At 63.0% G+C, this 12,138-nt stretch carries 8 protein-coding genes and 4 pseudogenes; 2 read left to right on the plus strand and 10 right to left on the minus strand.

All coding sequences use genetic code 11. The features are described from left to right. Window positions 1-130: 130 nt before the first annotated feature. Together NA4_RS34730 and NA4_RS34735 are read right to left on the minus strand one after the other, a co-directional pair. A pseudogene (locus tag NA4_RS34730) lies at window positions 131-1,151 on the minus strand (IS110 family RNA-guided transposase); the annotation flags it as partial. Between the two features lie 378 nt (window positions 1,152-1,529). After that, on the minus strand, window positions 1,530-3,827 hold the full coding sequence (locus NA4_RS34735) for a hypothetical protein (RefSeq protein WP_169811175.1): 2,298 nt from the start codon (window positions 3,825-3,827) through the stop codon (window positions 1,530-1,532). A 439-nt stretch (window positions 3,828-4,266) separates the two neighbouring features. Here NA4_RS34735 and NA4_RS34745 point away from each other — a divergent pair. Beyond that, window positions 4,267-5,413, plus strand: a pseudogene (locus tag NA4_RS34745) (IS3 family transposase). Between the two features lie 120 nt (window positions 5,414-5,533). Here NA4_RS34745 and NA4_RS43895 read toward each other — a convergent pair. From NA4_RS43895 to NA4_RS34770, 6 genes and pseudogenes are all read right to left on the minus strand, one after another. Beyond that, window positions 5,534-6,016: pseudogene (locus tag NA4_RS43895) on the minus strand (IS3 family transposase); the annotation flags it as partial. 76 nt (window positions 6,017-6,092) lie between these two features. Continuing rightward, complete coding sequence (locus NA4_RS43900; protein WP_169811176.1) at window positions 6,093-6,221, minus strand: helix-turn-helix domain-containing protein; 129 nt, start codon at window positions 6,219-6,221, stop codon at window positions 6,093-6,095. A gap of 113 nt (window positions 6,222-6,334) precedes the next feature. Beyond that, window positions 6,335-6,649 (minus strand): transposase, encoded by a 315-nt coding sequence (locus NA4_RS34755; RefSeq protein ID WP_245671726.1) that lies wholly within the window; start codon window positions 6,647-6,649, stop codon window positions 6,335-6,337. Between the two features lie 476 nt (window positions 6,650-7,125). Next, window positions 7,126-8,440: pseudogene (locus NA4_RS34760) on the minus strand (IS1634 family transposase). A 449-nt stretch (window positions 8,441-8,889) separates the two neighbouring features. Beyond that, on the minus strand, window positions 8,890-10,464 hold the full coding sequence (locus tag NA4_RS34765; RefSeq protein WP_157129489.1) for a hypothetical protein: 1,575 nt from the start codon (window positions 10,462-10,464) through the stop codon (window positions 8,890-8,892). 29 nt (window positions 10,465-10,493) lie between these two features. Further along, window positions 10,494-11,027, minus strand: coding sequence for a hypothetical protein (locus tag NA4_RS34770; RefSeq protein ID WP_157129490.1), 534 nt, complete (start codon window positions 11,025-11,027; stop codon window positions 10,494-10,496). A 49-nt stretch (window positions 11,028-11,076) separates the two neighbouring features. Here NA4_RS34770 and NA4_RS41755 point away from each other — a divergent pair, with 49 nt between their 5' ends. Continuing rightward, window positions 11,077-11,238 (plus strand): hypothetical protein, encoded by a 162-nt coding sequence (locus NA4_RS41755; RefSeq protein ID WP_169811177.1) that lies wholly within the window; start codon window positions 11,077-11,079, stop codon window positions 11,236-11,238. Between the two features lie 374 nt (window positions 11,239-11,612). On the opposite strand, the gene NA4_RS34775 is transcribed toward NA4_RS41755, so the two are convergent. Further along, window positions 11,613-11,852, minus strand: coding sequence for a hypothetical protein (locus NA4_RS34775; RefSeq protein WP_084497726.1), 240 nt, complete (start codon window positions 11,850-11,852; stop codon window positions 11,613-11,615). Window positions 11,853-11,900: 48 nt separating this feature from the next. Further along, a partial coding sequence (locus NA4_RS34780) for a transposase (RefSeq protein WP_174553037.1) occupies window positions 11,901-12,138 on the minus strand: 238 nt, incomplete at its 5' end.

The raw sequence follows: 12,138 nt of genomic DNA on the forward strand, positions 1-12,138 counted from the left end.
GGCTAGCGGGAACAAACACCCACGCAATCCTCGCCATGCCCGACCTGTAAGTGCCTGTGAACGAACTGCTCATTTTCCGGGTTCGGGGCGAGCTGCTTTCGGCGTGGTCCGTGAATTCGAGCGGGGTGGTGCGTCGTTCGTCGCGGATCATGGTTCGCCAGACCAGGTCGGCGAGGCGTCGTTTGAGGCAACGTTTTGCCTCTCTCGATGATTTGCCCCTGAGCGATCTTCTTGTCGTAGTAGTTGCGTCCGGCGCTACCGCGCATGCGGATCTGAATCATCGCGATGGTGTGTAAGGCGGAGTTCAGTTCTCGATCGCCGTGGCGAGACAACCGATGCCGCGTCGAGTCCGCGCTGGCGACCTCGATCGGCGCGGTACCGGTGTAATTGGCGTAGGCAGCGGCCGTCCCGAATCGGCGTACGCGGCCGGTGCGACCGATGATCCGGGCAGCCATCACCGGCCCGATCCCGGGAATCTCGCGCAACGTGGTGCCGTGCACGTTGAGCAGTTCATCCATCGCCGAGGCGTTCTGCGCGAGCTGGGCGTCGTAGCGTTTGATATCGGCGACCAGGTCCTTCGCCAGGGTTTTGCGTACTCGATCAGTCGCGGTGACCGGGCGCAGACCGCGCAGGACCGTCGCAACTCTCGACGCGGTCAAGTCGGTGGGTACGCCGCCGGGCAGCAACTCACGCAGCAGTGCATGCAGCTGGTTGACCGATCGAGTCCTGCTGCTGGACAGGTTCTTTCGACGTTCATCGAGCAGCGCAAGGGAATTGGCATGGGCTTCCGCGTACATGGGACGGGCATCTCCGTGCAGCGCCGCGACAGTCGCCGCGGCGGCGGCGTCGATACGGTCATTCTTGCGGCGCCCACCACGGGAGAGCTGGCGGACCCGCGCCGTCGCAGCTGGTGCTACATCCACTACGCTCTCGCCCATAGCGACCAGCCACAGCGCCAGGTGGTGACCGAGTCCCTCGGCGCTCTCCACAGCCCAGCTGCGTTCGGTCCACTGCCGCGCCCATGCCAGCAGCCTCCGATAGCCGGCGAAACTCGCCTCGATCCGGATCGAACCGAGATCAGAATTTGATGCCGGATCGACAGCGGGTGCAGTGTGAGTGGACTTGTGCGGATCGATGCCGATCAGCATCATCAGATTCGGTTCCTCGTCTCGTCGGATGGGAATCCACGGCCGACATGTCGACTTCAAGAACCTCTCACAGCAGCTTGTTGTCACACCTCTGTCGAGTCAGACCGTGAACGGAGACCGGAAGGGTAGACACATCACGGGCGAGTCAACCACGAGGGCGACAGACGGTTCACGAGTCAGCCCGCCGGTCTCCTACGGCACGCTACGAGGCAGCTGACCCCGACCACGAACCGCTGCAACCAGATAAGTCGACGGTTCAGCAGCTCATTCGTTTGTGTCCAGCTGGACGGAGCGAGATCGGTCGGCATTTCCCGATACCGCTTACGTCGCAGAGGTGGAAGAATGCGGGCCTTTGTCATTTTTCCACCTGCCTACAAAAGCCTACGGATCCCACGGGTCAGGTCCGCCGTTCGGATCCAGGGTATCGAGGTTTGATATCCGCCTACTCGATCGCATCAGCTCCCGGAGATGGTCAGCGTCGTTCTGATTCTCGAAGTATGCCTGGGCTGCGGCTTGGTGCTCCAAAGCCAATCGCCGCCCAACATGCTGACGGACGTCTCTGCCTGCGTTGCGCCAATCATCCGGGGCGATCGCGCTTCTGAGGCGATGTTCATCGTCCACCAGGGCGGTCCCGCTCGGCCCTGACTTCTCGAAAAGCTTCTGAACGAACGGATGATCGTCAGATACCGGGTTCATCGGGGCGGTGGAGTGGCGTACTAAGTTGTCCGCCGCGACCACGGCCTGCGCTGCGAACGCTGGATGCGCGGCGACGCCGACGTGGTTCTCCACCGCACGCGCTGCGGCGACGGCCTTCTGCAATGGTGCGAAGCCGAAGAGGTTCTGCGACATACTGGCCTTCTGGACAGCTGCCGCACGTTGAGCATCGATCACCTGCTGGTGGGTGGCATTCATGGCCAACAGGATCGGAGCGATCATCGAGTCCGGGACTTTACTATCGCCCAGGCCATCGAGGACATTGGCGACGCCCAGAGCAGACCTGATTCCGCCATTCACTCCGTGCAGTCGCCCCGCAGCCTTGAGCCGCCAGTTCGCACGGGCGTCATGGTTGTACTCGTGCATCTGCTGCAGCATTGGAGCGGTGGCGATACTGGCCAGATCCCGCCGCTTCTTTCCGCGAGCCAGTGGATTCAACGGGTTCACCGTCCGAGCAGAGAGCCACGCGGTGGCTGGCGACATGTTGATGGTGTTCAACGCAGCCGCGCCGCTGATCAGCGCACTTCCGGGCATCGAGCCCTTGGCCTGTGACCCGCCCATGCCGAGTGCGGTTCCCCCGCCACCTCCACCACCGCTGGCGCGCGGCGGCCCTTGGATCGCCGACGCGAAACGGTTCGCCACCCAGTCGTTCCCCCTGCTCAGACTCAGATCGAGCCTACGCAACTGCGAAATCGCGATGGCCTCGACGGCACCCGCGATGACGATCACCGCTATAACCTGCCCGCGAGCCTGCTGGAACAGATTGCCCAGGAACAGCACATACACGCCGAGAAAGATGGTGAACACCGCCATTCGCGCCGCGGCAATTAACCCCTCGACGACATTGCGCACCAAGAACGTCTGCGTCGGCCCGTAGACGAAGCCACCCGCCGCGAATCCGAAAATCGTCATGAAGCAGTGATAGACCGCATCCATGGCCGCTTTCATCACCTTGACAGCCAGGAACACCCCGAACACCAAGAGGATTCCGCCGCACAGTAACAGGAACATTCCGGTGCCGACCTGTCCCATGGTCGGATCGCTGGCTTTGGCGTGTGCGGCCGCGTCGCCGCACACCTTCATCCCGTTCTTCACCCGATCGTCGTCGCCCGCCCGCATCCCCGCCGTCCACGCGGCGCGGCAGCTCGGATTCTCGTCTACCACGTGCCCGAAATTCCAGACCTGCACCGGACGCCGTGCGAAGTTGTCGGCGAGATCTTGCTGCATCGTCGCGAGCAGCTGCGCCGGATTCGGGCTCGCGTTGCCGTTCAATCCCGCGGCTACCGAGATGCCCACATCCCTGCCCTGGGCCAGCAATCCGTGGGAGGACAGCACCTCCGACAGTGGGTCGGCCAGGAACACCGGTCCGAGGATCGCCACTCCAGCCATGGTCACGACCTGTATCGCGGCCTTCGCGTGATACCCGCGCGCGATGAACCACGCGACGAAGAACGCACCGATCGTCGCCGCCGTCACCAGCATGATCGGCGTCGCGATCTGACCGGTCAGCGCATCCGCGACACCACGCAGCGCCGCGGCGAACCAATCCATCCAGCGAAAGCTCAGCGCGTAACCGATCAGCCAGATCGCCGAGGTCACGATGGCCATGTAACCGATGAACTCCAGGCTGATTAGAGTCCATATGATCGTGTTCACGGGATCTAGCACGCCCCCGCGATCGACTACGAACTGATATTCCGAGAGCGTGACACCCGATGAGTCGCGTACATTCATCCAGGCCAGCGCGAGGTTAGCCGAGGACTCCTCAGTCTGCGCACAGGCCACTGCGCCAACGACTCCAGGACAGACCAGAAAAGTGAAGAGGGTCGACAGAATCGCGAGACCGCGGCGCGCCACCGCGGTGGCTACGAGACACGTTCGGCAACACAACAGAACCGCCCACAGCTTTGCCATCGAGCAGGCACTGCCGCTGGCCCACGTATAGCCTTCCGCCGCGCTCGACACGATAGCCGAGTGCCACGCCCACGCACTGGCCGCTGGTTGCGACGGATCATGGTCGCCATGCCCAGCCGATCTATCGGCGCCCCAACACTTCATCACGCTTGCCCTCGTAAACCTTCGGTCCGGTAGGCGCATTGACCAGGACGCCTCGCAATGCCTTGCCTGAACATGTCGGATCCCATCAAGACTCCCCCAGAGAATCTTTCGTCCGACGGAGAGCCGATATTCCCATGCCTCAGCGGCCGACAGGTATGGGGGAAATTCCTACCCTAGCCTCAATACTGTTTACTTAGACCGTGTCTCATGGGGACTGTAATTTCTTCGGCTGGTCCGAAAATATCCCTCGGTGACCATCGTTCGGGAGGTTGAGCCGCCCCCGATTAATGAGACCATTTGGTATTAGAGCCCTGTTTTGGCCTGGTGAGGGCCGAGAAGGGACACTGTGGATCATGGCAGGACCAAGCGGCATTCCGCGGAGGACATCGTGCGGAAGCTGCGCCGTGCCGACGAGCTGACCGCCGCCGGTAAGACCGGTGAGGAGGCTGCCGCCGAGATCGGGGTGTCGGCGGCCACGTTGTACGACTGGCGACGCCAGTACGGTGGCGTGGACACCGACGCGGCGAAAGAGCTCAAGGAGCTGCGAGAGCAGAATGCCCGCCTGAAGCGGTTGCTCGCGGACGCCGAGCTGGAGAAGGACGGGCTGCGGGAGATCGCCAAGGGAAAATTCTGAGCCCAGCGGCCAAGCGCCGTGCCGTGGACATGCTTCGAGAGTGCAAGCGCGTGTCGGAACGGTTCGCGTGCAAGGTTGTTGGGCTGAATCGGTCGACCTATCGGAGGGTGCCGATCAAGGACACCCCGACCGATCCGGACGCCGGTTTACGGGCGTGGCTGCGTTCGTACGCGGTCAAACATCCCGGGCACGGGTTCCGCCGTGCCTGGGCTGCCCTGCGGTTCGACGAGGGCGCGAGCGTCAACATCAAGAAGGTTCACCGGCTCTGGCGCGAGGAGGGCCTGCAGGTCCGTGAACATCACCCCCGCAAGCGGGCCGGTGTTTCCTCGGTCCCGCCGGTCGAGGCTGATGCCCCGAAGGTGGTGTGGGCGTCGGATTTCCAGTTCGATTCCACCACCGACGGTCGGGCGGTGAAGATCGCGTCGATGATCGACGAGCACACCCGCGAATCGCTGCTGCACTTGGTGGAGCGGTCGATCACCGCCGAGCGGCTGGTCGCCGAGCTGGAGAAGGTGTTCGCTGCCACCGGCGGCCCGCCGAGGGTGTTACGGATGGACAACGGTCCGGAGATGATTTCGGCTGCCCTGCAACGGTTCTGCGCCGACAGGATCGGGATTTCCTACATTCCGCCGGGCACGCCCTGGAACAACGGGTTCGTCGAATCGTTCAACCGGCGGCTGCGGACCGAGTGCCTCAACCGCAACCACTGGACCAGTCTGCTCGAGGCCCGGGTGGTGATCGGCGATTTCAAGGCCGACCACAACCACGACGGCATTCGGCGCTGGGCTACAAGACGCCGGCCGAGCACGCTGCGGCCTGCACCCACACCCACCACCCGGTGACCTGCGGGACCAACTGAACACGGAACGAAATCACCTGGCTCTATTCCCAGGTTGATCCGGCCCCCTGAGAGTGAGCCGCTCTTACAAGAGTCGAGACTCTGGTTGGGTGGCGTGTGCCACAGCATCTCATACTCGTCGGGGCTGAGGTGGCCGAGGTAGCTGTGGAGGCGTTCGGCATTGTAGAAATTATCGATCCAGTCGGCCATTGCGATGGTCAACTCGAGGCTCGTGGGCCACTTCCTCGTGTTCAGCAACTCTGTTTGCATTCGCCCCCAGAACGCCTCGATGGCAGCGTTGTCGAAGCAGTCGCCAACGGTTCCGAAGGAGGGAATCAGATCGTGCCGGCGAAGGTTCTCTCCGAACGACCAGGATGTGAACTGAGTACCGTGGTCGACATGCAATATAGCGCCGTGGTATCTTTTCCGTTCCCGGACGGCCATATTCACCGCATTATTGACCAGAGCTGTGTCCGGGACTGTAGAAAACGACCTCCCGACAACCTTTTTGCTGAAGCAATCGAGAGTCGCGCAGCAATAGACCTTTCCATCACGAGTGGGATGCTCGGTGATGTCCGTGCACCACAGCTCGTTCGGCTGGTTCGCGACGAACACGCGGTTCACCAGGTCCGATGGCGTATGAACACCCAGCAGATTCGGTTTCCGTCCCTTCTGGAGCGGCAGACCCGAGAGCTGCAACTCACATGATCGAGTGGATCAGCTTATGATTAACCACCATGTCGCACTCGCTCAGCAACGCCGCCTGAATTCGCCGCCGACCGTATGTTCCGCGAGAACGCAGGTGAATCTTGCCGATCTCGTCGGCCACAATCGTTCGCCGCAGGAACCGAATCGATACCGCTGGCTTGCGCAAGCGATGAAAAGTGGTTCGGTTCAGTCCGACGATACGGCAGGCCGCTCGGCCAGAATGCCCACGCGCGATCAGCCTTTCGACGATCGCGTATTTCCTTTTGGGGAGATCACCACCTGCTCGTAGAACAGTTCACACGCGTCTCGGGTGAGTTTCAACTCGGCCTCCAACTGGGCAATTCGGCGATGCGCGGAGGCCAACTCGTCTGCCTCGACGCTCGGCACGCCCTCACGGACTCCCGCATCGACCAGTGCCTGAGCCTTCCATTTGAACAGCGTCGCTGCGGAAATCCCTGTCTCAGCAGCGATCTCAGCGACCCGTTCCCCAGCACGCAGTCGCACACACACCTGCCGGCGCACGGACTGCGGATACGATTTCGGCATCATGACCTCCTGACGGTCAGTCTGCCTCAACTCTCACAAGGGCGGTCTCCCGACCGGGGGCCGGATCAGGTGGTCTCGTAATCGGGGACCGCTCATCAGGGCTTCCGGCGGTCCCTATCCGGGACAGGCTGTGATGTGAGATGGCTCGCCGATTCGGTGATGTTCCTTGCTGTGAGGTATATTCGTCTCGTCAACTACAAGCGATCAGTAGCAGGCGCGAATACCCCCAATCAAGCCCCGACCGACACAGCCCGGCCCGGGGCTCGATTGGTTGTTCGGCGCATTATTCGCAACCGGATGGTCGACGCAGTGCTTCGCAGTGACACGCTCCATGAAATGGCCGACCAGCCGACGCTGGCCCGTGTTCCTGCGTTCCGCATAATTCCGGTTGTCTGGAGTCCAGATTTGTGCCCTGACCTGGCCGGACATGGAGAAACGTGCCTAGAGACCGTGTCTCTAGGCGCTGGCATCCCCGCTGGTCAGGGCGCTGGGGTGAGTTCGACGATCTGCTTGGGAACGGGGATGTCGAGCTTGGCGAGCAAGTCCCGTTGAGGCTTGGTCGGCTCGGTCGCGCGCCGGAACAGCCCGGCCGGCCCGGTGAAGGTGCCGACATGCAACCGGTCCAGCTCCCGGCGCGTGGTTAACCATGTTGTCGTGGTGGTGGTTTCGATGATCCGGATCATCAACAGTGCCAGCCAGCACAACACGACGTGGGCGCGGATGCGTTCCTCGAGACGGTGATAGACCGGCCGCAGATCGAGGATCTGTTTCATGTCCCGCCAGCCGCTCCCTGCCCGAGCGCATCTTCTCGCCGATGATGTAGTGGTGATCGCCCTGCCGCAGGTAGCGGCGGTTCTCCGCGCTGGAGAAGCCGCGGTCGGTGACCCATACGATCTTCGACAGCGTCCAGTCCCGCATGTCGTCTTTCACCTGCCGGATCAGGGCGGAGTCCGAGGCGTTGCCGGGCCAGGACCAGCAGCGCACCGGGATCCCGTCACGGGTCACCGCCATCCCGATCACGATCTGGGGCAGGTCGTCTCGGGAGTCCTTCGACTTGCCGTAAGCGCGGAACCCGCCGGACTTCTCGCTGCCGCTGCCGCTGCCGTCGGCACCGTCGTCACCACCGGCGACCGGGTGGCCTCGTTCGTCACGAGCGACCGGCTCGTCAGCGCCGGTCTCGAAATACGTGGACGTCGTGTCGAAGAACAACAGATCCACTTCGAGGTTCAGCAGGTTCGCGACCTGGTCGAACACCTGTCGTTCCAGGTCGTCGGTCACCGAGGCCAGCCAGTCCATCGCCCGGTAGCAGGCGTCGTCGTCGGTCTCGGGCAGCCCATCGATGTGAACGTCGCGGTTGACCCACTCGGCGGCAGCCAGTTTCGACGACGGGGACAGGGCCCGGTTGGCGACCAGGGCGAACAGGGTGCGTTCGGTAGCGGTCATGTCGCGGGGTCGGCCACGCCGGGGCTGGCCCAGCCGGGACACGATCGTCTCCATGCCGAGGCGCTTCCATAGGTGGTCGAGGACGTAGGTTCCGCCGAGCGGCCTGGAGGACACGAACTCCAGTCCTTCACCTGTCGTCCCGGCAGCGAGCGCATCACCGGGCTCCAGCAACCGGGACAGGGATCCGACCAGGCGTTTCACCGCATCACGATCGAGTTCGTCCTCGCGGCCGAAGGTGAACAGCACCTTCGGTGTCGCGCGGCCCTTCTCCGGATCCCACACGTTGTGGGCCAGATGCAGATACCTGACCGTGCCGGACTTGTTGTCCCGCTTGGTCGTCTTCACATACACGACTCCAGAAGCTACGGCATCACAGCAGCTCATGCCACTCGAACCCAGAGAATCGCGTCTCTAGGCATATTTCAGAATTTCTCTGGTTCGAGACCGCGCGACCTGGGGAAAACAGGCGGTTTCGAGCTCCGAAACCCCGGAATTACGCGGAACGCAGGGTGTTCGGTGGGTTACCCATTGTCATCCAGCAATCGCAATGGAGAATGAGTCCCCGTGGCCGAGAATGCTCTTCCGGTTCTGGGTTGGGGGCCAGCGCAGACCGCCACCCACCATGCCCCGTACGCACCCCGTGGCGCCAGGAAACGCGGCCTGACTGTGCGGCCGGGCCCACGACGTTATTCCGGCCGATTGTTCGGCGATTACTTCCGGAACCTCTAGCGAGTTTCTGCGGTCGGCTCTTCAGCGGTATCGCAACCTCCTCTCCTCACCTGCCGCCGCTCTTCGGACGATTAGCCTGTGGGTGCCGTGACAACCGGCATTGCCGGGTTCGCGGACTGGTCGGCTGTGCCCGGCGTCGCGGGGGGGATGTCCCTGCCCGCCGGCGCGGTCAACTCGATTCCTTTCGGGTGCGCGAATCCGGCGAACTGCCCGAATTCCCCTGCGTTGTCGGACATCTCCGGAGCGAAAGGCTTCAGTTCGCCATCGACGATGGCCTCCAGCGTGCCACCCTCATCGGAGCCGAACGCCACGAGCAGCGCGGTGCGATTGTCCCATGTGGCGACATCGCCGGTCATTAGCTGGTACGGGTCGACGCGATCGCCGATCTGCTTGGTGTCAGACCACTTCGCTGATGTCTTCTCGTACGCCTTCTGGGCGTCGGTGCCTCTGACGTTGCCGAACGCCGCGTCCAACGCCTGGGCAACCATCACGGACACCTTCTGCGTGCGGCTGTCGGGGAATGTGTACACCACGCTGCCATCCGCGTCCGGTGTGCGAACGGGTGCCCCGGCATGCTGCGCGGGTGTCGCCGCGATAGGGGACGCCTGCGCATGATGCGCTGCAGGCGCCGTCGCGGTCGGCTGCGCCGTCGCGGGCTGCGACGTGACCGGCGGCGGTGGAGTGACGGGGGCGAGTTGGTCCTCGAAGCGGCGCGGGTCGAGTTCCGCACGGCGGTTGTTCAGATCCTGGTCGGCAAGGTTACGCATCATCGCCTGCTGCATCATCAAATCCATCAGCCCAGAACCGGCGCCCATTGGAGAGACCGCTGCCGCAGGCTGGACGGGCGGACTGGTGGTCGGCGGGGTCACTCTCGGTGTGTTTCCAAGGTTGTCGAGTCCGCTGGGTGTCTGGCCGTTGAGGCTCGGCTGATTCCCGCTGGATGTCTGGCCGTCAAGGCCGGAGTCGTTCAAGCTGTCCATACCGGTAGGAAACGTGCTCGGGTCGAACGTGCTTGGGTCGATGTATGAGGGGTCCGCCGTAGTCAGCGGCGTCGAGAATGGTGGAGTGATGTCGGCCGGATCCGCCAAGCGCTGCCGCAGATCCGCGTTCTCCTTTTGCAGCTGCGTGAGCTGATCCTTCACTTGTTTCAGCGCTTCGGACTCTTTGTCCACCTCCTTGCCGAGTCCCTCCTGGTCCATCATCGCCTCCTTGATCACGCGGTCCCCCTCTTCGAGCGCCTCTGTGACGTACGCAAGAATGTGGTCGTCCTCGGTCATCTCATCCTGCGGTACGGCCCCCGCTGCACTGTTGACAATGACGACGACATTATTGATCGCCTGTTTTCCCTGGGCAGACTTCTCCAGTGAAGCGTGCGCCAGCGTCGCCAATTTTTTACCAGATTCGTACAATTCGTTGAATACTCGCTCGAGTGATGTCACCGTTTCGGTGTAGTTGGTGATTTTCGCACGGTGTGGATCGTTGATGCCGGGTACCAACGCCCCCTCGGGGGGCATCGGCGCCGATTCGTCCTTGGCAAAACTGTCGTAGTACTTGCGCAGCTTCTTGGGGAGTTCGAGATGAAACGTCTCGGTGGCCTTGAGGAATCGGCACTGGTCCGGAAAATCAGGATGCGTCATGTCGGGCATCCGCATTCTTTCCATCTCCACGATGACCCTCAAGCCGCCCCGTTACCTATGTCTCTCGTCGGTATGCTGGTTGGATTGCCGACGAATCCCAGGCCGAGCGTGGTGGCACCGCCTGCTGTCGCCGTACCGGCACCCAATCTCGGCATACCAGCCCGCGCGATCTGCAACCTCTGAGTGGCTGTGCCATAGACTGCCTGCTTGTTCCTCACGAGAGCCGGGGCGCCTTTGAAACTCCGGCCCAACGCCTTGACTCCGCCGCCGACGAGGCCTCTCGACGCGCCGCCGACCACGCCACCAGGTATCGCACCCAAGGCCGCGCCGACCAGCGCAGCTTCCGCGCCGTCGGAGAAGCTGCCGGTATCGGCCCAGGTCCATGCCCCGCTGACGGCGCCACCAAGCAGGGCACCGCCGACCGGACCGCCTAACGCGAATCCGACCAAGCTAGCCGCGCCTGAAGCGACGTCCTTCCCTTCGAGTTCCCATTCGAGACCGAACAAGGCCATGTGGTTCACCTCTTCGATAACGGGTAGCCATGAACCCCGCTGCAGTTTCGGAAGCGTCATCGCGCCGGACGTTACAACGAGAGGGTCCCAGCTCTGCACGCAAACCGATATGGGGAGATCTCCTACCATCCCCCGCAGCCGCCATTGCCAGGCGCTTCCTTACCTGCCCCGTCTGGCCCGCCACCCGCGCCCTATCTGCCTGCACCTGGCTCGCCGCGCCCCGCTCACCGGCCTGTTCGCCACCGCCATCAACCGCCTGCAAGCGACCTGACCAGCACGATGCCACAACTCCGAAAAGGTTACCCGCCGGTACCCGTAGAACCCGGCAGCCGCCCACTGACCGGGCTACCCTGCGTTGCCCACCGACCACCGATCAGCGACCGAAAACCAATCCGAACGACCCGATCACGCCGCGCCGTAGGCGGCCCGAAAAGACCGAGGCAACTACGCCACCCAGCAGCACAGCGCCGACCGGACCTCCGAATGCGAATCCGACGCCTCTCGCACACCGCAAGCAATATCTTTTCCTTTTGAGTTCCATTCGAGATCGAACAACATGGTCTCTCGGCTATTCGGCGCGAAAGTCGCTGCGGCCCCGTCACGCTTCCGAAAGCGTGACGGGGCCGCAGCGCGCGAATCCCACCTTCACACCCCCGCGTCACCCGGCTTGTACGGCCTGAAGGCCCGGAAGGTTCCCCAGGAATAACGTGAGCGCCGACAGGCTTCGACGATCGCCGCGCTCGGTTCCAGGTCGCGGCCATTGGCTTCGAGCAAGGCTTCGCGGAGGTCGTTGTGCACGGCGGTGACCTCCCCGCTGTACCACCAACGGGTGAACAAGGCATAGACGGTGCGCCAGCGCGGGAAGTCCACAGGTAATTCCGCCATTTTGCAGCCGTTGTCGGCCAGGTAGAAGACCTTGTTATTGAGCAGAAACTATGTCATTTCTTCCTGGGTCGTGTGGCGGACTTGTGGGGCATGGAAGTAGCCGCGTACGATGTCGGGCTGGCGCTGGCGGCGGTGCAGGAACCGGCGGGTTTCGCGGGCGAGGTCGTCGCGCGAGCGGGCGCGGGCAGGGTGAACGTGCCGTTTGATGTCGGCATTCAGGATCTCGTCGGGGTTGAGTTCGGGACTGTAACCGGGCATCAGGTGCAGCTCGACGCGGTGGGCGTTT

Source organism: Nocardia amamiensis NBRC 102102, assembly GCF_001612745.1.
GTDB lineage: Bacteria > Actinomycetota > Actinomycetes > Mycobacteriales > Mycobacteriaceae > Nocardia > Nocardia amamiensis.

What these genes read in the sequence shown, in the direction of transcription:
- NA4_RS34755 (WP_245671726.1), bottom strand. Translation starts at nt 6,649, where the DNA reads ATGATGCCGAAATCGTATCCGCAGTCCGTGCGCCGGCAGGTGTGTGTG.
- NA4_RS34765 (WP_157129489.1), bottom strand. Translation starts at nt 10,464, where the DNA reads ATGCCCGACATGACGCATCCTGATTTTCCGGACCAGTGCCGATTCCTC.
- NA4_RS34770 (WP_157129490.1), bottom strand. Translation starts at nt 11,027, where the DNA reads ATGACGCTTCCGAAACTGCAGCGGGGTTCATGGCTACCCGTTATCGAA.
- NA4_RS41755 (WP_169811177.1), top strand. Translation starts at nt 11,077, where the DNA reads ATGGGGAGATCTCCTACCATCCCCCGCAGCCGCCATTGCCAGGCGCTT.
- NA4_RS34775 (WP_084497726.1), bottom strand. Translation starts at nt 11,852, where the DNA reads ATGGCGGAATTACCTGTGGACTTCCCGCGCTGGCGCACCGTCTATGCC.